Origin of the sequence: Brevibacterium sp. JSBI002 (assembly GCF_026013965.1) — a bacterium.
Lineage (GTDB): Bacteria > Actinomycetota > Actinomycetes > Actinomycetales > Brevibacteriaceae > Brevibacterium.
Window position 1 is genome coordinate 1,615,698 of the sequence record NZ_CP110341.1, and the last position, 22,286, is coordinate 1,637,983.

Here is a 22,286-nt window from a genome sequence, read left to right on the forward strand (position 1 = left end):
CACTCGCAGGAAGCACTGGTCGCACCGTGGCGGTACTACTCGTTCATCATAAATAGCGACCTGTCGACAGTGAAGACTGACCGCCGATACCTTGATCAGACGACTGTCGAGCAAGTCGTTGCTTAACCCAAGCATGGACTGTTGGCACATTGGCAGCCAGAGAAATTCATAGTCAACCAACCTTGGCTTGCCTACATGTTCATCAGTTTCAGTCTTGCCAGGGCTATCGCCCGAGCCGCGGGAGTAGGATTGGTGCGGGTGCAGACTCAGCTGAGAAAGTTCATTGCGACTTTGGCACAGTTTGCCGGGTCGGGAGGGAAACAGCCTATTCATCTCCCGAAATGATGGCCATGGCACGCCCAGTGGTTGCGATTGTGGGTAGTGGCAACAGTCCCGTGGACTGATTCGTCCTTGGTTTGATGGAGGGTGTGCGGTTACCCAAGAAAGGACTACCCTCAACTCATCATGCCTACCTCGAAATATCCACCAGAAGTACGTGAGAGAGCCACTCGACTGGCTCTCGAGGCCCGCGCCGACCCAGAGACTCGAAACGGTGCCATCGCCCGCATTGCCGAGCAGACCGGTGTGAACAAGGAAGCCCTGCGCAACTGGGTCAAGAAAGCCGAAGCAGCCAACCTGCCCGTCGAGACCGAGGACGTCCAGGCACGGATCCGGCGGCTGGAGAAGGAGAACCGGGAGCTGCGGAAGTCCAACGACATCCTCCGATCAGCGACCGCGTTTTTCGGCAAGGCGGAGTTCGACCGCCTACAGAAGTAATCGTCGCCTTCATCGACGAGAACAAGCACAGGTGGGGAATCGAACCGATCTGTCAGGTCCTGCGCCAGGACCTGGGCCTGAGCATCGCCCCATCAACGTACTACGCCTTCAAGACCCGTCCGGTCAGCGCTCGAGCCCAGCGAGATGCGGTGCTCAAAGAAAGGATCATGGCTATCCACACTCACCGCCGCAACAAGGTCTACGGCATCCGCAAGATCCACGCCGAACTCACAAGGACCTACGGCCCCGTGGCCCGGTGCACGGTCGAGAGATTGTGCAATGAGTTGGGCATCCGGGGTGTTGTGAGAGGGAAGTTCCCGCGGACGACGAAGCCCGGTCCCGAGACGAAACGACCGGCTGACCTCGTCAAACGTAACTTCACCGCTGCGGAGCCGAACCGTCTCTGGGTCGCGGATCTGACCTACGTTCCCACTGAGGCCGGCTTCGTTTACGTCGCGTTCGTCCTCGACGTATTCTCTCGAATGATCATCGGCTGGCAGACCTCGACGCGAATGTATACCGATCTGGCTCTCGATGCTTTGAATATGGGCATATGGGGCCGTAAACGTGCAGGTCACGACGTTGTAGGGCTGACCCACCACTCGGACAGAGGGGTGCAGTATCGGTCTCTGCGCTACACCCAGGCACTGGCTGAGGCCGAGGCAGTGGCGTCGGTGGGATCGATCGGCGATAGTTACGACAATGCCATGGCCGAAGCGCTGAACTCGTTATACAAATACGAACTCGTCTTCACCGACGGCCCCTGGTCCGGTCGCAACGATCTCGAGGCCGCGACGGCTGAGTGGGTGCATTGGTTCAACACCGAACGGTTGCATTCGATGCTTGACTATCAGACTCCCGCCGAGATCGAAGCAGCCCACTACACGAGCCTGCAGACTTCGGCGGCCTAATAACTGAACGAACGTTCAGCCTCCAGAAAACCCGGGACTTGACAGAACCATTAAGTGTAGTTACAGAGCAAATGGGCCGGTCTAACGGTGTGCCCCTGACGAGCACTTGTCGACCACATTGACAGTCGCGCTGGTGGAGGCTCGTGACGGTGAATCAGGGCTAAACCCGAGGATTGATGCAACGCGAGAGTCTCTTGCTGAGTCGACTGTCGCGTATAAGCCCCTCTGAGACTTCGAATGAGATAGTGACGTGTCGTATAAAATCGTTGACAGAAATTGCACAGAGAAGCCTGATGAATTTGTCGGTCACTCTCTACAGTTGGTAGAGTAGACCCGGTGCTTGGGCGGATCTTCGCCCTTTGTCGCTCCTGAACCTCAAGCTTCGCTTTCAGTGCGGGGCCAAGGCCAGGCCATTAGGGCCCTTGACCATGGGAGAGTAATAAAAACGTGGGAACATTCAACGCCGCGAACTCAACGATCCGTGCTGCTGAAGGCAGCTTTCACGCACCGTCGATGGCGGAATTTTTTCCTCCTGCCTTCCTGTTTGAAGGTACGCCGTTTGAGATGAACCGCGTCATGCTCATCCGTATCCTCGCTACGGCGGCCGTCGTCATCCTCCTCGCGGTCTGGGCCAAGCGCATGAAGCTCGTTCCCACACGCTTCCAGTCCGCCATGGAACTGGCCATGGAATTCGTCACCGTCGGCATTGCCGAAGACACGATGGGCAAAGAGAAGGCCAAGAAGTTCATGCCGCTCATCGTGGCGATCTTCTTCGGCATCCTGTTCTGGAACGTCACGAAGCTCATCCCGTTCCTCAACATGCCGGGCACCGGCGTCATCGGAATGCCGATCGTTCTGACCCTCGTGGTCTACGTGACCTACCATTGGGCTGGCATCGCCGAGAAGGGCCTCGGCCGCTACCTCAAGGATTCGCTCATCCTGCCCGGCGTCCCGCCGGCGATGCATATCCTGCTCATCCCGATCGAGTTCATCACGAAGTTCGTCACCCAGCCATTCACTCTGGCGATCCGACTCTTCGCGAACATGATGGTCGGTCACCTCCTGCTCGTTCTCTGCTTCTCAGCTACGAGCTTCTTCCTCTTCGATGCCTCGAACGGATTCCAGTTCTTCGGCATCGTCACGTTCGCGGGCGGTATGTTCGTCTTCATTCTGGAGATGCTGATCGTTGTGCTGCAGGCGTACATCTTCGCCCTTCTGTCCTGTGTCTACATCAATGCCGCGATCTCGGACGAACACTGAGATCCAACCCAATCTGTAACCCCCTAGTGTTACATGGCCGGGCCAACCACCCGGCTGACATATGAAAGGAAAGCATCCTATGGATACGCTCGCTGCAGTTGAGATCACCGGTAGCCTCAGCACCATCGGCTACGGCCTCGCCGCAATCGGTCCCGGTGTCGGCGTCGGAATCGTCATCGGCAAGACCATCGAAGGAACCGCTCGTCAGCCTGAAATGGCCGGTGCCTTGCGCGGAAACATGTTCCTCGGTATCGCTCTGATCGAGGCCCTGGCCCTCATCGGTATCGCCACCCCGTTCTTCCTCCCCTGATCTCGAAGAGGACTGAAAGATGACTCCGGTACATACACTTGCGGTGGCGGAAGAGGGCGGGAACCCGCTTCTCCCAATGTTGCCCGACATCGTCTGGAGTGCCGTCTGTCTGCTGATCGTCTTCCTGGTTGTCTGGAAGTACGTCCTTCCCGCCTTCAACAAGACCCTCGACGAGCGTGCTGAGCGCATTCAGGGTGGAATTGAGAAGGCCGAGAAGGTGCAGGCCGAAGCCGATCAGGCTCTGGCCGAGTATCAGAAGCAGCTCGCCGACGGTCGTGCCGAAGCTGCACGACTGCGCGCCGAGGCTCAGGAAGAAGGCGCCCAGATCATCGCCGACATGAAGGCCCAGGCTCATTCAGAGGCTGATCGCATCATCGCTCAGGCACAGACTCAGATCGACGCAGAACGTCAGTCCGCCATGGTGCAGCTGCGTTCCGAGGTCGGCACTCTTGCCACGGACCTGGCATCGCGGATCGTCGGTGAGTCACTCACCGATGACCAGCGTTCGGCCAATGTGGTTGATCGCTTCATCTCCGATCTCGAGTCCAACTCGTCCGCGCAGCCGGTCAAGGGGGCGTGATGCTCCAGTCGAGCAGATTGTCCCTGCAGGCCGTCCTCGAGACCGCGAATTCCGAGATCTCCGGGGGAGACCCCCGACAGATCGGTGAGGAGACTCTGGCACTCGTCGGCGTCCTCGCCGAGAATGTCGGACTGCGCAAGGCTCTGGCAGACTCCTCCGAGTCGGCCGAGAGGAAGCAGCAGCTGCTGCGGACTCTGTTCTCGACTCGGATCACGGATGCGGTTCTGCGTATCAGCGACAAGGCCGTCGGCCATCGTTGGGCGCGGACCCAGGACCTCGTCACCAGTCTCGAAGTCGCCGGTGTGACAGCGATCGCCGCTGCTGCACAAGCGGACGGGAAGCTGGGGCAGGTCGAAGAGGAGATCTTCCGCTTCGCGCGTCTGCTTGAATCAAACCACGAGCTGTCCCGCGCGCTTGATTCGCAGGCCACCGACGAGAGCAAGCGCGCCCTCGTCTCCGACCTGCTCATCGGCAAGGCACAGCCAGACACCATCAAACTGGTCGAACAGGCAGCTCTGCACCCGCGCGGACTCCGCGTGGCGAAGGCGCTCGACCAGTACAGCGATATCCTCGCCGCCCGCCAGCAGCGGTCGGTTGCGGACGTCACCGTCGCCCGACCTCTGAACGAGTCGCAGACCGAAAGGCTGCAGGCGGCATTGTCGGCCAGCTATGGTCGCGAACTCGTCCTCAATGTCCAGGTCGATCCCGAAGTCCTCGGGGGAGTCCGGGTGCAGGTCGGCGACGAGATGATGAACTCGACCGTGGCCGATCGACTGGCCGATGTGCAGCGCAAGCTCGCAGGTTGACACTAGTGGCCGGCTTCTCCGGCATCGGCGGCCCACCGGTCGTCGGACGCAAGATTTGAGTAAAGGAAGCAGGGAAACCAGATGGCGGAACTGACAATTCGCCCGGAAGAGATCCGGGACGCTCTCGGGAAGTTCGTTGATTCGTACAACCCGGAGAGCTCGGAAAAGACCGAGGTCGGCAAGGTCGTCACTGCTGGTGACGGTATCGCTCACGTTTCGGGCCTGCCCGGCACCATGGCCAACGAACTCCTGCGGTTCGAAGACGGCACACTGGGCCTGGCACAGAACCTCGACGAACGAGAGATCGGCGTCGTCATCCTCGGTGAGTTCTCCGGAATCGCCGAAGAGCAGAACGTGTACCGCACCGGCGAGGTCCTCTCGATTCCGGTCGGCGACGGCTACCTCGGCCGTGTCGTCGATCCGCTGGGCCGTCCCGTCGACGGACTCGGCGACATCGAGACCGTCGGCCGCCGTGAGCTCGAGCTCCAGGCCGCCGGCGTCATGGACCGCCAGGAAGTGCGTGAGCCGCTCCAGACCGGCTACAAGAGCATCGACGCGATGATCCCCGTCGGCCGTGGTCAGCGTCAGCTGGTCATCGGTGACCGCAAGACCGGTAAGACCGCTCTGGCGATCGACACGATCATCAACCAGAAGGCCAACTGGGAGACCGGAGACCCGAAGAAGCAGGTCCGCTGCATCTACGTGGCCGTCGGCCAGAAGGGCTCGACCATCGCCGGCGTCCGCCGTTCGCTGGAAGAGGCCGGTGCGCTCGAGTACACGACCATCGTGTCCTCTCCCGCGTCTGACCCGGCAGGCTTCAAGTACCTGGCTCCCTACTCCGGTTCCGCTATCGGTCAGCACTGGATGTACGACGGCAAGCACGTCCTCATCGTGTTCGACGACCTGTCGAAGCAGGCTGAGGCCTACCGTGCCGTGTCCCTGCTGCTGCGTCGTCCGCCGGGCCGTGAAGCCTACCCCGGCGATGTCTTCTACCTGCACTCGCGTCTGCTGGAACGCTGCGCGAAGCTCTCCGATGAGCTCGGCGGCGGTTCGATGACCGGTCTGCCGATCATCGAGACGAAGGCCAACGACGTCGGTGCGTTCATTCCGACCAACGTCATCTCGATCACCGACGGTCAGATCTTCCTGCAGTCCGATCTGTTCAACGCCGGCCAGCGTCCCGCTGTCGACGTCGGTGTGTCCGTGTCTCGAGTCGGTGGTGCCGCTCAGACGAAGGCTCTCAAGGGAGTCTCGGGCACGCTGAAGATCTCGCTGGCTCAGTACCGTTCGCTCGAGGCGTTCGCGATGTTCGCATCCGACCTCGACGATGCGACCAAGCGCGATCTGGCCCGCGGTGCGCGACTGACCGAGCTGCTCAAGCAGGGTCAGTACGCCCCGATGCCGTTCGAGAAGCAGACCGTGTCGATCTTCGCCGGAACCAACGGCTACCTCGACGAGGTCCCTGTCGACGACGTGCTCCGCTTCGAGTCCGAACTGCACGATCACATCGAGCGCAAGACCGGTATCTTCACGACCATCCGTGAGACGCTGAAGCTCGACGACGACACGACCGAAGAGCTGAAGAGCGTCCTGGCCGAGTTCACCCAGAACTTCGCCAGCTCGGACCAGAGCGGATCGAAGGCCGGCAGCGAAGACACCGCAGCCGCGTCGTCCGATGAGGTCGAGCAGGAGCAGATCGTTCGGCAGAAGCGTTGAACCTGTTCCGTAACGGCGAAAGGAAGAACTGATGGGAGCCCAGCAGAGGGTCTTCAAACAGAAGATCCGCTCGACTCAGTCCTTGAGGAAGATCTTCAAGGCGATGGAGCTCATCGCTGCTTCGCGGATCCAGAAGGCCATTGCCCGCTCGCAGGCCGCAAGCCCGTACGCGAACGCCCTGACCCGGGCCGTGTCGGCAGTGGCCAGCGAGTCGAACGTGGACCACGTTCTCACCACGGAGTCGGACAACGTCAAGCACGCTGCCGTCCTCGTGATCGGGCCCGACCGTGGATTCGCCGGTGCCTATTCGGCGAACCTGCTGCGCGAAGCCGAGGAACTCATTCGGCTGCTGCGCAACGAGGGCAAGAGCATCGACCTGTTCACGATCGGCAGCAAGGCCAAGAACTACTACACCTTCCGCGATCGCAAGATCGAGAAGTCCTGGACAGGCATCTCCGAGAACCCGCTGGCCGAACACGCACGTGAGATCGGCGAGGCGCTGTTGGAGAACTTCGACCCGGAGTCGGCTGACTCAGGGATCGACGAGATCTACATCGTCTTCACCCGTTTCGTCTCCAGCGTCACGCATGACCCGGAATACCGGCGACTGCTTCCGCTGGAGGTCGTCGACGCCGAAGAGGCATCGACCGGCGGACAGGCTGGGGAATCGTCCGATGCACCCGCGTTCCCGCTCTATGAGTTCGAACCGAGTGCGGAGGCTGTGCTCGACGCACTGTTGCCGCGATACATCGATTCGCGCATTCTGTCGGCGCTGCTCAGCGCAGCAGCATCCGAGCAGGCCTCGCGACAGGCGGCGATGAAGACAGCCACGGACAACGCGGATGATCTCATCAAGACCTACACCCGGTTGGCCAACACGGCTCGCCAGGCGGAAATCACCCAGGAACTCACCGAGATCGTCGGTGGGGCGGATGCCCTCGCGGCATCGGCAGCCGGCGACTGACCGGCGAGAGCAGAGAGAAAGAGACCATGACTGCCACAGCAACGGAAACCTCTCCGGCACAGGGCACTGCCCTCGGCCGGATTTCCCGAGTCATCGGCCCGGTTGTCGACATCGAGTTCCCGCTCGACTCCGTGCCCGAGATCTACAACGCACTGACCGCGTCGGTGGAACTGTCCGAAGGAACCCGGAAGCTGACCTTCGAGGTCGCACTTCACCTGGGCAACGGACTGGTCCGCGCAGTGTCGCTGCAGCCGACCGACGGACTCGTCCGCGGACAGGAAGTCGTCGACACCGGCGCACCGATCTCCGTTCCCGTCGGAGACGTGACCAAGCACCACGTGTGGAACACCACCGGTGACTGCCTCAACCTCGCCGACGGTGAGGAGCTGGAGATCTCCGAGCGGTGGCCCATCCACCGTCCGGCCCCGGCCTTCGACGAGCTCGAGTCCAAGACCGAGATCCTCGAAGTCGGCATCAAGAGCATCGACCTCCTGACCCCCTATGTCCAGGGTGGAAAGATCGGTCTGTTCGGCGGCGCCGGCGTCGGCAAGACCGTGCTCATCCAGGAGATGATCTTCCGTATCGCGCACAACCACTCGGGCACCTCGGTGTTCGCCGGTGTGGGCGAGCGTACCCGTGAGGGCAACGACCTCATCATGGAAATGGATGAGGCAGGTGTCTTCAAGGACACCGCGCTGGTGTTCGGCCAGATGGACGAGCCGCCAGGCACCCGTCTGCGCGTGGCGCTGTCGGCGCTGACCATGGCGGAGTACTTCCGCGATGTGCAGAACCAGGACGTGCTGCTGTTCATCGACAACATCTTCCGCTTCACCCAGGCCGGCTCCGAGGTCTCGACCCTTCTGGGTCGCATGCCCTCGGCCGTGGGCTACCAGCCCAACCTGGCTGACGAGATGGGTCTGCTGCAGGAGCGCATCACCTCGACGCGTGGTCACTCGATCACGTCGATGCAGGCGATCTACGTTCCCGCCGATGACTACACCGACCCGGCGCCTGCGACGACCTTCGCCCACCTCGACGCGACCACGGAGCTCAGCCGTGACATCGCCTCGCGCGGTCTGTACCCGGCGATCGACCCGCTCGCATCGTCCTCGCGCATCCTCGATCCTCTGATCGTCGGTGACGAGCACTACCGCGTGGCCAACGAGGTCAAGGCGATTCTGCAGAAGAACAAGGAGCTGCAGGACATCATCGCCATCCTCGGTGTCGACGAACTCGGTGAAGAGGACAAGCTCGTCGTCCACCGTGCGCGTCGCATCGAGCAGTTCCTCTCGCAGAACACCTACACCGCTGAGAAGTTCACCCAGGTTCCCGGTTCGACTGTGCCGCTGGCCGACACGATCGAAGGCTTCTCGAAGATCTGCTCCGGCGAAGTCGACCACATCCCGGAGCAGGCGTTCTTCAACGTCGGTGGCCTTGACGATGTCATGCGCAACTACGAAGAGATGCAGAAGTAAGCCATGGCGACACTCGAAGTGAATGTCGTGGCTGCTGATCGCGAGGTATGGGTCGGTGAGGCCAAGCGCGTCATCGCCCGTACCCTCGACGGCGAGATCGGCATCCTGCCGGGCCACGAGCCCGTGCTGGGTGTCGTCGCCGACGGCGAAGCACGGATTCTCACCCCGGGAGAGGACACCATCAGGGTCAAAGCCGATGGCGGATTCCTCTCGGTGGAGAACAACCGTGTGATCATTGCCGCTGATCAGGCCGAACTTCTCTGATCCGCAGGTTACACTGGCAACCGTGAACCCTTCTGTCCTGCTGATCGTTCTGCTCTCGTTGGTAGGACTTGCGCTTGCTCTGATCGTGGTCGTCACGATCCGACGCAGGTCGATCTCGAAGCTCTCGGGTGCTTTTGACTGTTCCATCAACGTGGGCGAGGAGTATTCTTCTCGCCCACGTTGGCGTTTGGGCGTGGCCGTGTTCTCAGTCACTTCCCTGGACTGGTATCCGGTCTTCGCACTGACGCGGCGCGCCGCGTTCCGATTGCCGCGCGCGGATCTCGACATCCTCGTCCGGCGCAAGCCCACCTCCGGTGAGCAGTACTCGGTCCTGCCCGAAGCGGTCGTCGTCGACTGTTCGTACGGCAAGGCGGACGGTCGTCCGCGTTCCGTGTCTCTGGCAATGGATACCGAATCCCTGTCCACGATGGCTTCGTGGCTCGAATCATCACCTCCTGGCTTCAATCCGACGATGGGACGTTTCACTTAATGGATGTCTTCCGCTTGACCGGGCCCGCACAGTTGGCGGGAACCATCGATGTCAGGGGGGCCAAGAACAGCGTCCTCAAACTCATGGCTGCGAGTCTGCTCGCCGTGGGACGCACCACCATCACCAACGTCCCGGCCATCCTCGACGTGCGGATCATGGTCGAACTGCTCGTCCGCCTCGGCTGCGAGGTCGACTACGACGCCGAAGCCGGCGCCGTGAGCATCGACGTCCCCGCCGAAGTCGGCATCCAAGCCGACTACGAACTCGTCCGCGCAATGCGTGCTTCGATCTCCGTCCTCGGCCCGCTGACCGCACGGATGCGAGCCGCACATGTGGCTCTTCCCGGCGGTGACGCCATCGGATCCCGGGGACTCGACATGCATCAGGCCGGTCTCGAAGCCCTGGGCGCTGTCGTCCACCTCGACCACGGCTATTTCATCGCCGAGGCTCCGAACGGTCTGCGCGGTACCGAGATCGTCCTCGAATTCCCTTCCGTCGGGGCCACCGAAAACCTCGTTATGGCGGCGACTCTCGCTCATGGCACCACTACCATCGCCAATGCCGCGCGCGAACCGGAGATCGTCGACATCTGCACGATGCTCGTCGAGATGGGCGCGCAGATCGAGGGGATCGGCACCTCTGACCTCACCATCACCGGTGTCGAATCGCTGCAGCCGGTCACCCACCGCACCGTCGGTGATCGCATCGTCGCCGGAACCTTCGCCTTCGGCGCTGCTCTGAGCGCGGGCGATGTGACCGTGCGCGGGGTCGGGCTCGACATCATGCCCAATATCGGCATGAAGCTTCGGGATTCGGGCGCCACGGTGGAAGATCTTGGTGAGATCATCCTCGGAGACGGTACGCAGGGCAAGGGATTCCGTGTCATCGGCGCCTCGCGTCCTCATGCCATCCGGGTGGCCACCATGCCGTTCCCGGGCTTCCCGACGGATCTGCAGCCGTTTGTCATCGCATTGAACTCGGTGTCCGACGGAATCGGTCTGCTGTCTGAGAATCTGTTCGAAGCGCGCTGGCGCTTCGTCCAGGAGATCGCCCGCCTCGGTGCGAAGGTCCGCATCGACGGCAACCATGCGCTCGTCACCGGCAGCGAGAGTCTATCCGGTGCTGAAGTCGAAGCCTCCGACATCCGCGCGGGAGCGGGCCTGGTGATGGCCACTCTGCGCGCCGGGGGAGTGACCGAGGTATCGGGAATCGATCACATCGAACGCGGCTACGAGAATTTCGTCGATAATCTTCGCGCACTCGGTGTCGACATCGAACGCGTCGAGAAGCGCGACGTCCTCAGCTTCGACTAGATCTCTCTCGACGAACTTCGCGGACCCTGGCTGTCAGGAGTTGCCTCGTTCTTTCAAGTCGGCCCTCGGTTCTCGGTCGTCTTCGCTCTCGTTCAAGCCGGCTCCCGTCTGTCCGAGGTTCGCGCTCTCGTTCAAGCCCGCCCTCTTCTGTCGATAGGTAAACGGCGCGGAATTCGCGCTTCGCCTTGAACGGCGACTGCTACCGACCGCCGTTCGAGGGCTTGCGCGGTGGTTCCGCGGACCTGCACATCGGTCGATCCTCATGAGGATGCGGTCTGTGTGGAGGAGTCGAGCGTTGTCCACAGCCTGACTTCTCATTGATTCGTCCTTGGTTTGATGGAGGGTGTGCGGTTACCCAAGAAAGGACTACCCTCAACTCATCATGCCTACCTCGAAATATCCACCAGAAGTACGTGAGAGAGCCACTCGACTGGCTCTCGAGGCCCGCGCCGACCCAGAGACTCGAAACGGTGCCATCGCCCGCATTGCCGAGCAGACCGGTGTGAACAAGGAAGCCCTGCGCAACTGGGTCAAGAAAGCCGAAGCAGCCAACCTGCCCGTCGAGACCGAGGACGTCCAGGCACGGATCCGGCGGCTGGAGAAGGAGAACCGGGAGCTGCGGAAGTCCAACGACATCCTCCGATCAGCGACCGCGTTTTTCGGCAAGGCGGAGTTCGACCGCCTACAGAAGTAATCGTCGCCTTCATCGACGAGAACAAGCACAGGTGGGGAATCGAACCGATCTGTCAGGTCCTGCGCCAGGACCTGGGCCTGAGCATCGCCCCATCAACGTACTACGCCTTCAAGACCCGTCCGGTCAGCGCTCGAGCCCAGCGAGATGCGGTGCTCAAAGAAAGGATCATGGCTATCCACACTCACCGCCGCAACAAGGTCTACGGCATCCGCAAGATCCACGCCGAACTCACAAGGACCTACGGCCCCGTGGCCCGGTGCACGGTCGAGAGATTGTGCAATGAGTTGGGCATCCGGGGTGTTGTGAGAGGGAAGTTCCCGCGGACGACGAAGCCCGGTCCCGAGACGAAACGACCGGCTGACCTCGTCAAACGTAACTTCACCGCTGCGGAGCCGAACCGTCTCTGGGTCGCGGATCTGACCTACGTTCCCACTGAGGCCGGCTTCGTTTACGTCGCGTTCGTCCTCGACGTATTCTCTCGAATGATCATCGGCTGGCAGACCTCGACGCGAATGTATACCGATCTGGCTCTCGATGCTTTGAATATGGGCATATGGGGCCGTAAACGTGCAGGTCACGACGTTGTAGGGCTGACCCACCACTCGGACAGAGGGGTGCAGTATCGGGCTCTGCGCTACACCCAGGCACTGGCTGAGGCCGAGGCAGTGGCGTCGGTGGGATCGATCGGCGATAGTTACGACAATGCCATGGCCGAAGCGCTGAACTCGTTATACAAATACGAACTCGTCTTCACCGACGGCCCCTGGTCCGGTCGCAACGATCTCGAGGCCGCGACGGCTGAGTGGGTGCATTGGTTCAACACCGAACGGTTGCATTCGATGCTTGACTATCAGACTCCCGCCGAGATCGAAGCAGCCCACTACACGAGCCTGCAGACTTCGGCGGCCTAATAACTGAACGAACGTTCAGCCTCCAGAAAACCCGGGACTTGACACATTCTGGTTCTCCAGCGTCTCGTCACCCATGCTTGAAGGCATGTATGGATGTCTGTCGACTGCCGCACTGCTCGAGGCCGGGTGGGACTGTCATCGGATCAGAGCCGCCGAACGATGCTGTCTGCGACGATTGGAACGAGGGCGATATGTTGTCACCGCAGAATGTTCTGATCCAGCGCACAGTTTCGTCAGTGCGATAGCGGCGGCTCCCACAACCACACTGCCGATAGAGTCGACGGGCCTGCGCAAACGCGTGGAAGATCTGAGAATCCTCGTCCGGTCGTACGTCGATCGCCTGCCTCCGGACGCAGTATTCTCTCACCGCAGCGCACTCATCGTTCACGGCCTTCCAATTCCTTACGTCGAGCGAGACGACGTCTTCGTTGATCGGCGAGGCTGGAGTGGGTGGCCGGCTAACCCGCGGATTGACCGTGGGCCCGTCCGCCGCTTGACCCTGGGTGATCAGAAGAGGCGTGTCTCGGGGTCGTCCATTCCGCGGAGGGCATCGTAGTCGAGAACGACGCAGCGGATGCCGCGGTCCTCAGCGAGAGTGCGTGCCTGCGGTTTGATCTCCTGAGCGGCGAAGACTCCGTTGACTGGGCTCAGCAGCGGATCGCGATTCATCAGCTCGAGATAGCGGGTCAGCTGTTCGACACCGTCGATATCGCCGCGGCGCTTGATCTCCACCGCCACAGACTTCTGTCCGTCGTCACGAGCCAAGATGTCCACCGGGCCGATCGCGGTCATGTATTCTCGGCGCACCAGACTGTAGCCCTCGCCGAGGGTCTCGATATGCTCAGCAAGCAGTTCCTGCAGATGCGCTTCGACCCCGTCCTTGACCAGCCCCGGATCGACCCCGAACTCATAGGAGTCGTCAGCGAGGACTTCGGCGATGGAGATGACGAGACGGTCACCGGTCTTCGTCTGCGAAACCTCCCACAGCTCCGTTAGGCCGGCCTCTTCCTGCTCGGCGTCGGGCTCGATATGCCGAACCGTACACGGGGGAGTCATCCAGTTCAGCGGCTTATAGGAACCACCGTCGGAATGGATGAGCACCGAGCCGTCAGACTTGAGCATGATGAGGCGGGTGGCCATTGGAAGGTGGGCGGTCAGACGACCGGCATAATCAACGGAGCATTGGGCAATGACTAGACGCACGCGCTTCAGCCTACGTGAGACAATGACTCTATGCCACGATCTTCATCCTCGCGTCGCAAGAACAAATGGCAGCAGGCTCCCCGCGATCTGTCCGACTCTGTGGCAGGCATGAGAACAAGCCGTTCATTGGCGGACGGAACCTGGTCCGTGCAGACCGTGAAGGGGAACGAATCCGGCAAGATCTATGTCTGCCCTGGCTGCGGCCGCGATGTCAGTGCCGCCACGAGCCATATCGTTGCGTGGCGTCAGGATGCTCCGCACGGAATCGAGATCGGGGTCGAAAGCAGGCGGCACTGGCACCAGCACTGCTTCGACCGCTTCCGGTGACGGCTAAGGTGAGATCAGATGATCTCCGGGCTGTCGTAAACTGGGCTGGAGTCGACTGAGACCTCAGTCAGCCAACGTGCCTCACAATGACGAAGGGACCCGCATCAGCGGGTCCCTTCGTCATAGTCGATTCGGCCGGTCTCAGATCAATCGGTCTCGACTCAATCGGTCTCAGCGCAGCGAGTTGCGCGAGCGCGAAGTCTTCGAGTTGTCCTTCGAGCCGGAGACCTGAGCGTTGATCGAGATAGTGTCCTCGTCGGTGGCGCCGTTGGGCAGATCGTCGCCAGCCGTGTCCTTCTCGTCAGCGGCAGAGTCAGCGTTCGACTCTGAAGCGTTCCTCGAAGCAGGAGTCGACTTCGAGCTTTCGGCCGACTCGTCGGATGCCTTCGCCGGGCCATTGCCCTTGGCTCCGGCACTATCGCTCTTCGCTGGCCCGGTCGACTTCGAACCCCCGCCCGAGGCGGACCCGGACTTCGAGGAGTCGGCATCGGAGTCGTTCGCCGCAGCATCATCGGTCGACTTCGCGGAGTCCTCGGACCTCGGCGAATCCTCTGAGGAGTCATCGTCGGCCAGCAGGTCTTCGAGCTCCTGACCGTCGGCGATCTGCTCGGTGGCGTGAGACGCCGATTCGGCCTTCGCCGGATCCACTGAGTCGCCGCCCATGACCCCGGGCATAGCGAACAGCGAACGGAGCTGATCGAGCTGAGCAGTGATCGTCTTGCGCTGCTTCGTGAGCAGATCGACCTGCGACTGTGCGGAGGCCACATTGCGCTTGGCCTCTGCCGCGGATTCCTCGATGGTCGCCTCGGCGGTGGCGCGAGCTTCCGCAATAAGCGTCTGCGCGCGGGACTTTCCGTCGGCGATGATCTCGTCGGCCTTCTTCACCGCGTCGGTGCGAGTCTGCTCCGCACGCTCGGCAGCTTCTTTGGCCTCGGTGTCGGCCTTCGCCGCACGTGCCTGAGCCTCTTCGACGAGCTTCTTGTTCTCGACCTGCGCCTCTTCGTAGCGCTTCTTGCGTTCGGTCTCGGCTTCCTTGCGCTTGTTTGCGAGCTCGACGTCGAAGTCGTTTCCGGCCTTCTTCGAAGCCTCGTCGCGAGCCTTCGCGGACTTGAGCAGCTCGTCGGCCTGTGCCTGAGCAGCCGCCACCGTCTCCTCTGCCTCGGTCTTGGCCTCGGCACGCAGATCCGCGGCTTCCTTCTCAGCGGTCGCCCGCAGTTCGGAGAGCTCGAGATCAAGGCTCTCGCGAGCCTCCTTTGCGGAAGCGGCATTCGCCTCCTTGGCCTGCTTGGTCTCGCGTTCGGTGGTTGCGCTGAGCTCGGCTGCGCGCTTCTCCGCGGCTTTGATCGTCTCTTCGGCGCGCAGCTCGGCCGAGGAAGTGATCGCATCGGCTTCCGAGCGCGCATTGGACAGTGTGTCGTTGCTCTCGGTGTGCATCCGAGCGCGAGCGGATGCCGCCTCGGCGCGGGCCTTGTTCCGGATCGTCTCAGCATCGGAATTGGCCTGAGCCAGGGTCTCGCGAGCCTGCGACTCGGCGATCTTGAGAAGATGGTCGATGCGGCTTCCGGGAGGCCCTGCCGCCTCCGCATTGTCGTTGGCAGCCTTCTTCAGCTGTGCCTTGGCCTCGGAGAGCTCACCTGCGATCTGCAGCTTCGCCCGATCTGCATTGATGACCTGACTGCGTGCATCGGCCAGGGCCTTGCGGACCGACTCGACCTCGGTCCGCAGCTGCTGCAGTCGCGAATCGACTTCACTCTTCTCGTAGCCGCGCATCGCTGTGCGGAATTCTTCGGTGGGCGTCACTGAAGCGAACTCCTGTCATCTTGGAAAGGGGGTGTTCTTAAGCTGTCCTCGTCCTACTCTAACGGAGACTCCATGAGTGTTGGGTGCGAATGCGAGAGTGTGGACGAGGGGTTGATCCACGGCTGCGCGGACCCCGTGATGCAGGCCACATGGGCCTCGACTAGGCTGGTGGATGTCGAAATGCATACATGCTGCGGACTCGCGTCCGCAGCGCGGATATCCGAGGAGGAAATATGGCTGATGCAGTGATCGTCGCCGGAGCGCGCACACCGTTCGGGCGCCTGCAGGGAGAGTTGTCGAAACTCAGTGCCGTCGAGCTCGGCGCCGAAGCCATCGCCGGGGCACTCGATCGTGCCGGCATTCAGGGCTCCGACGTCGACTATGTGATCATGGGCCAGGTTCTGCAGGCCGGAAACAGTCAGGGCCCCGGTCGACAGGCGGCGGTCAAAGCCGGCATCCCCATGTCCGTTCCGGCCGTGTCGGTCAACAAGCTGTGCCTGTCGGGCATCAACACGATCACCCAAGCGGCTCAGCTGATCCGAGCCGGCGAGTACGACGTCGTCGTGGCGGGCGGTCAGGAATCGATGAGCCAGGCGCCGCACATGCTCATGAAGTCGCGTTCGGGGTACAAATACGGCGATGTCGTCGCCAAGGACCATATGGACTATGACGGCCTCTGGGACGCATTCACCGATCAGGCTATGGGCGGACTGACCGAAGAGGCCAATGCCGGTGACCGCGAGTTCTCCCGCGCCGAGCAGGATGAGTTCTCCGCGCGTTCGCACCAGCGCGCCGCGGCGGCACAGAAGGCCGGTGCCTTCGAGAACGAGATCGTGCCAGTGACTATCAGCTCGCGAAAGGGCGATGTCACCATCTCCGCAGACGAGGGTGTGCGTCCTGACACGACAGCCGAGTCCCTGTCCAAGCTGCGGCCGTCCTTCCGGAAGGACGGAACGATCACCGCCGGCAACGCTTCGCAGATCTCCGACGGAGCCTGCGCCGTCGTTGTCATGTCGCGTGAGAAGGCCGAAGAGCTCGGCGCTCCGATCCTCGCCGAGATCCGTTCGCACGCCTGGACCGCCGGACCGGACTCGACCCTCCAGCACCAGCCCTCACAGGCGATCAAGGTCGCTGCCGAACGCGAAGGCGTCGCAGCCGACTCCTTCGACCTCTATGAGATCAACGAAGCCTTCGCCGCCGTCGGCCTGGCCAGCGCCAAGGACCTCGGCATCGACGAGGACAAGGTCAACGTCAACGGCGGCGCCGTCGCACTGGGCCACCCGATCGGTGCCTCGGGAGCCCGGGTCGTCCTCACGCTTGCCCTCGAACTCCAACGCCGAGGCGGCGGCACGGGTATCGCCGCACTCTGCGGAGGCGGCGGCCAGGGCGACTCGCTCATCGTGACAGTGCCCGCTCAGGCCTGAGCCGAGTCGTTCGACCGCAAGTCAGACAGATGAACCGGTGGGGAGCCGATCGGCTCCCCACCGGACCGGACAGAAGGGACCACCAACATGCTCGCAGCTTTCTCAGTCGCTCCCAGTGGGGGAGAAGGGACCGACGCCTCGGTCCACGATGCCGTGGCAGCGGCTGTCGAGATCGTCCGCAATTCCGGACTGCCGCACCGGACGGACTCGATGTTCACGACCATCGAAGGGGAATGGGACGAGGTCTTCGCGGTCATCAAAGAGGCCACCGAGGCCGTCGGCGAGTTCGGCACTCGAGTGTCCCTGGTGGTCAAGGCCGATATCCGCCCCGGTTACACCGGCGAGATCGACGGCAAACTCGAGCGTCTGGAGACGGCGATCGACGCTCGCGGCGAAGGCTGAGACGAATTCTTCTGAAATTCTCAGTGACGTGAGTCTCATCTGGCGTTAGTCTTTCTCCATCGGATGCATCGATCGAAGAAGATGGACAATGAATGGTGCAAAGATCTTCTCGGTTGCCACGGCACTCACGCTTGTCGCGTTGCTGGGCTTCATGCTCGCAGGATTCTTTCCGATCATCGTCGACTTCGCCTTCGGGATCGAAGCCGTGGCGGTCATTCTTGCGCTGACGGGAGTGGTGGCCGTGTCATTCGTGACGGTGAGGAAGTCGATGGAGAACGCAGCCCGTCACTACTGAGATGTTCCTGCCGAGCTTGCACGGCAGCGCGTCGGCCCCGGTTCGAGGCGACGGACGAGACGGTCCGCACCGAACCGGGGCCGCTTTCTGTTCTCATCCGGGCATCGGTTACGATATTTGAGCCTCCGTAGCTCAGTCGGATAGAGCAACCGCCTTCTAAGCGGTAGGTCGCGGGTTCGAGCCCCGCCGGGGGCGCTCCTCATGCCCGCATCCGTTGATCGGGCGGGTCAGTCTGATCCCTGCTGCCGCTGAGCAATTCCGCGCCGATACGGCGTGGCAGTTGGTGCCGAGCTGGGAAAACATAGAGAGTGGAGGCGTGATGACTGAGAGCAAGAGCGCCGTGACGCCGCCGGTCGGCCAAGCGTTGAACGATATCGTCAAGCGAGTTTCGGAGACGCGCTTCACCCTGCGCAGCGAAGACTTCGCCGACGCTCGCACAGCACACTCGACACTGACTGCGGAACTCAACGACTACGTGCTGCCGCGGATCAACCGTTCGCGGACTCCGTTCCTCATCGCCGTGGGCGGATCGACAGGTGCCGGCAAATCGACACTGGTCAACTCCCTCGTGGGGCGCAGTGTCAGTCCTGCCGGAGTGCGTCGACCGACGACCGGCAACCCGGTCGTCATCTTCAACCCCGCCGATGCGAAGTTCTTCGAATCAGAGCATTACCTGCCTGACCTGCCGCGCAGCTCCGACGCTCAGTCGGCCGTGCCCGGAGTCGTGCTCATCGCCGATGAGAACATCGAAGCGGGCACAGCCATCCTCGACTGTCCGGACATCGACTCCATCTCGGAGACGAACCGTGCGCTCTCGCGCAGGGTGCTGCTCAGCGCCGACCTGTGGCTCTTCGTGACGACGGCGAACCGGTACGCCGATGCCGCCCCGTGGGCCCTGTTGAAGACGGCGGCCGCGCGAAGCACTTCGGTGGCCATCGTTCTCGATCGGGTTCCACCCGAAGCCAACCGCGAAGTCAGGCATCACCTGTCGAGTCTGCTCGCCGATGCAGGACTGGCGAACTCACCGATCTTCTCCGTCGCAGAGCTCGAGCTGGACGACGGTCTGCTGCCTCATGCGGCGATCTATCCGATTCGCTCCTGGATCTCGCAAGTCGGCACCGAGGGCACCTCACTCGAACGCATCCGCAATCGCACTCTGACGGGTGCGATCGCTGCGCTGCCCGCACGCGTCAGGGAGCTCGCCGACTTCGCCGAAACTCAGGAACAGGCCCACATCGCCCTGGTCGGCTCAGTCGAGAAGAGCTTCCGATCGGCTCAATCCGGACTCGCCGAAGTCTTCTCTGACGGACGGGTCCTGCACGGAGAGGTCAATGCCCGCTGGCAGGACTTTGTGGGCACAGGTCAGCTCTTCCGCGGACTGGAGCCGACGATGGCTCGAATGCGCGATCGCATCTCCGCCGCAGTGACCGGCAAACACGACGCGGCCACTCCATTGCATGTCGCCATCCTGCGCAGCGCGGCCGTGTCCCTGCGCGAACAGGCCATCGACGTGGTCGACGAAGTCAATGCCGAGTGGCGAAACACCGCTGCCGGTGCGGCCCTCATCGAAGATCAGCCTGAACTGCGCACCGTGGGCGCGGGGCTCGAGGACTCAGTGAAGTCGGCGGTGAGCACGTGGTCGGACGAAGTCAACGCGCTCGTGCGCGATATCGGTCAGGGCAAGAAGTCCAAGGCTCGAATCCTCTCCTTCGGCGTTGCCGGCGTCTGCGCTGTCGTCGAATACGCGGCCTTCTGGTATCCTCGGAGCGCTCGTGACGCCGGGCAGAGCACCCGACAAGGTGCAGGAGTCGCGCTCAATCTCGCGGAGACGATCTTCGGAGCCGACGAGGCGGCCGAGCTCATCGCATCGATCCGACAGCGCTTCCTCGATGCGGCTGTGGGCATCGTGGCGGGTTGCCGTACTCCTTTCGACAACGCACTGAGACTATCCGCGGTACCGGCGCGGCAAGCGGGCGCCCTGCGCGCCTCCGGTGAACGACTAGAGGTGGCATTGTGAACAGTTCCGCACAGACCGAGATCCGGCGCCTCGCCGAGGGTATCCGACACGCCCTGTCGCTGAGTGACGACAAGCTCGGCGGAGGTGTTCGCACCGATGCTCAGAATCTGCTCGATCGGGCGGAAGACCGCCTGGGCTTGGGAGAGGACTTCACCGTCGTGGCGTTCGCCGGGTCGACAGGCTCGGGTAAATCTTCACTGTTCAACGCTGTGGCCGGCCTCGAGATCGCCCGTGTCGGTGTGCGCAGGCCGACGACTTCACGCCCGACCGCATGCGTCTGGGGCGAAGGCGGAAACGATGTCCTCGACTGGCTGCATGTGCCCGAACGCAGCCGCACCTGGCGCGAGTCCGCGCTCGACGGCGACGATCAGAGACGCCTGCACGGTCTGATCCTGCTCGATCTGCCCGACCACGACTCCACGGCAGTCGAACACCGTGTCGAGTCGGATCGTCTGGTGGGGCTCGTCGACGTCGTGTTCTGGGTTGTCGACCCACAGAAATACGCCGACTTCTCACTGCATTCCGAGTATCTGACCAAACTCGCCGAGAACAGCGGGAACATGGTCGTCGTCCTCAACCAGATCGACAAACTCAGTCCGGAGGAGCAGAAGGCCGCAACCGACCATCTGCGCCAGCTGCTCAACGAGGATGGGCTGAGCGAGACGAATGTGCGCATCTCCTCGGCCGTGACCCGAGAGGGCATCCCGGAGATCCGCAGCATCCTCGCCGACACCGTCGACTCGAACGACGCAGCGGCCGAGAGGCTGTTGGCTGATATGCAGGCGATGGCCAATCGGATCCGGAAGGAGCTCGGAGAACCGGTCTCCTCGCCGGACGAATTGGCCGGCGCATCCCGACTGGTCGAGACGATGTCGGAAGCCGCCGGTGTCGAAGCCGTGGCACAGACCGTGCACGATGATTACATCCGCCGTTCCTACCGCAAGACCGGGTATCCCATCCTCGCGTGGGCCCAGCGCAATGCGCCCGATCCGCTGGGCGCCAAGCACGGTCAGGACAGAGACGAGCTCGTCCGCGCTTCGGTGCCGGCGACGACGAAGGCGCAGAGCTCCCACGTCCGGCTCATGGCGCACGAACTCATCGCAGAATCCGTGTCGACCATGCCGCAGGCATGGCAGAACGAGGCCGCGGAAGCAGAGAAGAAGAGCACCGACGAGCTGTCGGAGAATCTCGACTCGGCCGTCACGGCTGTGGATATCACTCGCCAGAGCCCCGGTTGGTGGTCACTGGCACACACCCTGCAGATCATCTTCTTCGTCGCCTCGATCATCGGTCTCCTCGGCATCATCGTCTCCGCCCTCGTCGCCGCAATCGGTTCGGGAGCCCTGCCGACGTGGTGTTGGATCGTCAGCATCGGGCTGTTCGTGATCGGTTGCATCGGCTCGTTCGTGACCTCTCTGATGGCGAAGTCGGCGCGGGCCAGAGGCGCGAAGGAGGCGGCCTCCGAGGTCGACGGCAAGCTGCGAGACGCGGTCGGCCGCGTCGCCCAGAGCTCGTATCTCAACTCGGTGAAGAGCGTCATCGGAGAGCACCGACGGGCATACGAGATGCTCCGCTGAGACGCAGACGCGCATCTCCGACCCGAACACACCCCGTGGGCGACTCGGACTGTGAAGCCCTGTGGACGGAGAACCTCTGTCCACAGGGCATTTCATGTTTCTGGACACCCGAGCGAAGGACCGGGCTGACTGGAGATCCATGCGGACGCAGACGACCGTATGGTTCCATCACACCGATTTGGAGACTCCGATGTCCGCAATCCCGATCACCGTCACCGGCACCATCGCCACCGAGCCGAGCGCACGAACGCTGCCGTCCGGGCGAGCCTGCGCCTCGTTCAGGTTGGCCGTCAACCACTGGAGAGTCGACAAGAACACCGGTGAGTTCGTCCCAGACGGCACCTCGTGGTTCGGAGTCGACTGCTACGGCGACCTGGCGAGCAATTCCGCGATGTCGCTCAACACCGGCGCCGCGGTGATCGTATCGGGCAGCCTGAGGAATCGAGAATGGACCACCGAGGAGCGCAGCGGAATCTCGCCGACGGTGGTCGCGGAGCATATCGGCCCCGACCTGAGGTACGGAACCGCCCACTACAAGCGCGCCAAAGCAGCCGACCGCTCACAGTCGACTGCCGGAGAGACGACCTCTGAGTCATCCGAATCGAATGATTCGGTCTGGAACACCTTGGGCACCGCAGAAACGCCGCCGGAGTCCGAATCCGACGGCGACACCGATCAGGCGGGCATCGACACCGATGCCGAAGATGATCCGATCGCGCCGGAGACCGCAAAAGCCGCGGCGCCCTTCTGATCGCGAGAATTCCTTGCAG

The 22,286-nt window shown here is 62.3% G+C and carries 21 protein-coding genes, 1 tRNA gene and 2 other annotated features; of the genes, 20 read left to right on the forward strand and 2 right to left on the reverse strand.

Annotation, left to right across the window (positions count from 1 at the left end):
• Window positions 1–462: 462 nt before the first annotated feature.
• From LJ362_RS07365 to LJ362_RS07420, 12 genes are all read left to right on the forward strand, one after another.
• A protein-coding gene (locus LJ362_RS07365) for an IS3 family transposase (protein WP_413774247.1) occupies window positions 463–1,688 on the forward strand; the annotation gives its coding sequence in 2 pieces (ribosomal slippage) (window positions 463–745 and window positions 745–1,688; 1,227 coding nt in all).
• Window positions 735–867 (forward strand) — a sequence feature (AL1L pseudoknot). Its footprint overlaps the gene before it by 133 nt.
• A 513-nt stretch (window positions 1,689–2,201) precedes the next feature.
• Complete coding sequence (gene atpB / locus LJ362_RS07370) at window positions 2,202–2,948, forward strand: F0F1 ATP synthase subunit A (protein WP_264801506.1); 747 nt, start codon at window positions 2,202–2,204, stop codon at window positions 2,946–2,948.
• 79 nt (window positions 2,949–3,027) lie between these two features.
• A complete protein-coding gene (gene atpE, locus LJ362_RS07375; RefSeq protein ID WP_139907920.1) occupies window positions 3,028–3,258 on the forward strand; it encodes a F0F1 ATP synthase subunit C in 231 nt (76 codons plus the stop codon).
• 19 nt (window positions 3,259–3,277) lie between these two features.
• Window positions 3,278–3,838 carry a F0F1 ATP synthase subunit B gene (locus tag LJ362_RS07380; protein WP_264801507.1) on the forward strand — a complete coding sequence of 187 codons (561 nt, stop codon included), beginning with the start codon at window positions 3,278–3,280 and terminating at the stop codon, window positions 3,836–3,838.
• A complete protein-coding gene (locus tag LJ362_RS07385; RefSeq protein WP_264801509.1) occupies window positions 3,838–4,644 on the forward strand; it encodes a F0F1 ATP synthase subunit delta in 807 nt (268 codons plus the stop codon). The genes LJ362_RS07380 and LJ362_RS07385 overlap by 1 nt, the downstream gene beginning before the upstream one ends.
• A gap of 81 nt (window positions 4,645–4,725) precedes the next feature.
• Complete coding sequence (atpA, locus tag LJ362_RS07390) at window positions 4,726–6,360, forward strand: F0F1 ATP synthase subunit alpha (RefSeq protein WP_264801510.1); 1,635 nt, start codon at window positions 4,726–4,728, stop codon at window positions 6,358–6,360.
• A 31-nt stretch (window positions 6,361–6,391) separates the two neighbouring features.
• On the forward strand, window positions 6,392–7,324 hold the full coding sequence (locus LJ362_RS07395; RefSeq protein ID WP_264801511.1) for a F0F1 ATP synthase subunit gamma: 933 nt from the start codon (window positions 6,392–6,394) through the stop codon (window positions 7,322–7,324).
• A gap of 26 nt (window positions 7,325–7,350) precedes the next feature.
• The gene (atpD, locus tag LJ362_RS07400) at window positions 7,351–8,799 is read left to right on the forward strand and encodes a F0F1 ATP synthase subunit beta (protein ID WP_264801512.1); all 1,449 of its coding nucleotides are present in this window, start codon (window positions 7,351–7,353) and stop codon (window positions 8,797–8,799) included.
• A gap of 3 nt (window positions 8,800–8,802) precedes the next feature.
• The gene (locus LJ362_RS07405) at window positions 8,803–9,063 is read left to right on the forward strand and encodes a F0F1 ATP synthase subunit epsilon (protein WP_101545515.1); all 261 of its coding nucleotides are present in this window, start codon (window positions 8,803–8,805) and stop codon (window positions 9,061–9,063) included.
• 22 nt (window positions 9,064–9,085) lie between these two features.
• Window positions 9,086–9,553: a DUF2550 domain-containing protein gene (locus LJ362_RS07410; protein ID WP_025776910.1), complete on the forward strand. Its 468-nt coding sequence runs from the start codon at window positions 9,086–9,088 to the stop codon at window positions 9,551–9,553.
• Window positions 9,553–10,866, forward strand: coding sequence for a UDP-N-acetylglucosamine 1-carboxyvinyltransferase (murA, locus tag LJ362_RS07415; protein ID WP_264801514.1), 1,314 nt, complete (start codon window positions 9,553–9,555; stop codon window positions 10,864–10,866). Before LJ362_RS07410 ends, murA begins: the two co-directional genes overlap by 1 nt.
• Window positions 10,867–11,248: 382 nt before the next feature.
• A protein-coding gene (locus LJ362_RS07420; protein ID WP_264801455.1) for an IS3 family transposase occupies window positions 11,249–12,471 on the forward strand; the annotation gives its coding sequence in 2 pieces (ribosomal slippage) (window positions 11,249–11,528 and window positions 11,528–12,471; 1,224 coding nt in all).
• Window positions 11,518–11,650, forward strand: a sequence feature (AL1L pseudoknot). (Overlaps the previous gene by 133 nt.)
• Window positions 12,472–12,978: 507 nt before the next feature.
• Here LJ362_RS07420 and nucS read toward each other — a convergent pair.
• Window positions 12,979–13,674 carry an endonuclease NucS gene (nucS, locus tag LJ362_RS07425; protein ID WP_173153956.1) on the reverse strand — a complete coding sequence of 232 codons (696 nt, stop codon included), beginning with the start codon at window positions 13,672–13,674 and terminating at the stop codon, window positions 12,979–12,981.
• 30 nt (window positions 13,675–13,704) lie between these two features.
• Between nucS and LJ362_RS07430 the strand changes: the two genes are divergently transcribed.
• On the forward strand, window positions 13,705–14,001 hold the full coding sequence (locus LJ362_RS07430) for a hypothetical protein (RefSeq protein WP_264801515.1): 297 nt from the start codon (window positions 13,705–13,707) through the stop codon (window positions 13,999–14,001).
• 171 nt (window positions 14,002–14,172) lie between these two features.
• Here the strand turns inward: LJ362_RS07430 and LJ362_RS07435 are convergent, their stop codons facing one another.
• Window positions 14,173–15,801, reverse strand: a complete 1,629-nt coding sequence (locus tag LJ362_RS07435) for a cell division protein (protein ID WP_264801518.1) — start codon at window positions 15,799–15,801, stop codon at window positions 14,173–14,175.
• 233 nt (window positions 15,802–16,034) lie between these two features.
• Here LJ362_RS07435 and LJ362_RS07440 point away from each other — a divergent pair, with 233 nt between their 5' ends.
• The 7 genes from LJ362_RS07440 (at window position 16,035) to LJ362_RS07470 (ending at window position 22,267) form a co-directional block, all read left to right on the forward strand.
• The gene (locus LJ362_RS07440) at window positions 16,035–17,225 is read left to right on the forward strand and encodes an acetyl-CoA C-acetyltransferase (RefSeq protein WP_264801520.1); all 1,191 of its coding nucleotides are present in this window, start codon (window positions 16,035–16,037) and stop codon (window positions 17,223–17,225) included.
• Window positions 17,226–17,312: 87 nt separating this feature from the next.
• Window positions 17,313–17,627 carry an MTH1187 family thiamine-binding protein gene (locus tag LJ362_RS07445; RefSeq protein WP_264801522.1) on the forward strand — a complete coding sequence of 105 codons (315 nt, stop codon included), beginning with the start codon at window positions 17,313–17,315 and terminating at the stop codon, window positions 17,625–17,627.
• Between the two features lie 88 nt (window positions 17,628–17,715).
• Window positions 17,716–17,922, forward strand: coding sequence for a hypothetical protein (locus LJ362_RS07450; protein WP_264801524.1), 207 nt, complete (start codon window positions 17,716–17,718; stop codon window positions 17,920–17,922).
• A gap of 121 nt (window positions 17,923–18,043) precedes the next feature.
• Window positions 18,044–18,117: transfer RNA gene (locus LJ362_RS07455), tRNA-Arg, on the forward strand.
• 124 nt (window positions 18,118–18,241) lie between these two features.
• Complete coding sequence (locus tag LJ362_RS07460) at window positions 18,242–19,939, forward strand: dynamin family protein (protein ID WP_264801525.1); 1,698 nt, start codon at window positions 18,242–18,244, stop codon at window positions 19,937–19,939.
• Window positions 19,936–21,516, forward strand: a complete 1,581-nt coding sequence (locus LJ362_RS07465) for a GTPase (RefSeq protein WP_264801527.1) — start codon at window positions 19,936–19,938, stop codon at window positions 21,514–21,516. Before LJ362_RS07460 ends, LJ362_RS07465 begins: the two co-directional genes overlap by 4 nt.
• A gap of 190 nt (window positions 21,517–21,706) precedes the next feature.
• Entirely contained in the window at window positions 21,707–22,267 is a 561-nt protein-coding gene (locus LJ362_RS07470) for a single-stranded DNA-binding protein (protein WP_264801528.1), read from the forward strand.
• The last annotated feature ends 19 nt before the right edge of the window (window positions 22,268–22,286 follow it).

Coding starts and splice junctions, on each gene's coding strand:
- atpB (WP_264801506.1), top strand. CDS start 2,202: ATGGCGGAATTTTTTCCTCCTGCCTTCCTGTTTGAAGGTACGCCGTTT.
- atpE (WP_139907920.1), top strand. CDS start 3,028: ATGGATACGCTCGCTGCAGTTGAGATCACCGGTAGCCTCAGCACCATC.
- LJ362_RS07380 (WP_264801507.1), top strand. CDS start 3,278: ATGACTCCGGTACATACACTTGCGGTGGCGGAAGAGGGCGGGAACCCG.
- LJ362_RS07385 (WP_264801509.1), top strand. CDS start 3,838: ATGCTCCAGTCGAGCAGATTGTCCCTGCAGGCCGTCCTCGAGACCGCG.
- atpA (WP_264801510.1), top strand. CDS start 4,726: ATGGCGGAACTGACAATTCGCCCGGAAGAGATCCGGGACGCTCTCGGG.
- LJ362_RS07395 (WP_264801511.1), top strand. CDS start 6,392: ATGGGAGCCCAGCAGAGGGTCTTCAAACAGAAGATCCGCTCGACTCAG.
- atpD (WP_264801512.1), top strand. CDS start 7,351: ATGACTGCCACAGCAACGGAAACCTCTCCGGCACAGGGCACTGCCCTC.
- LJ362_RS07405 (WP_101545515.1), top strand. CDS start 8,803: ATGGCGACACTCGAAGTGAATGTCGTGGCTGCTGATCGCGAGGTATGG.
- murA (WP_264801514.1), top strand. CDS start 9,553: ATGGATGTCTTCCGCTTGACCGGGCCCGCACAGTTGGCGGGAACCATC.
- LJ362_RS07430 (WP_264801515.1), top strand. CDS start 13,705: ATGCCACGATCTTCATCCTCGCGTCGCAAGAACAAATGGCAGCAGGCT.
- LJ362_RS07440 (WP_264801520.1), top strand. CDS start 16,035: ATGGCTGATGCAGTGATCGTCGCCGGAGCGCGCACACCGTTCGGGCGC.
- LJ362_RS07445 (WP_264801522.1), top strand. CDS start 17,313: ATGCTCGCAGCTTTCTCAGTCGCTCCCAGTGGGGGAGAAGGGACCGAC.
- LJ362_RS07450 (WP_264801524.1), top strand. CDS start 17,716: ATGAATGGTGCAAAGATCTTCTCGGTTGCCACGGCACTCACGCTTGTC.
- LJ362_RS07460 (WP_264801525.1), top strand. CDS start 18,242: ATGACTGAGAGCAAGAGCGCCGTGACGCCGCCGGTCGGCCAAGCGTTG.
- LJ362_RS07470 (WP_264801528.1), top strand. CDS start 21,707: ATGTCCGCAATCCCGATCACCGTCACCGGCACCATCGCCACCGAGCCG.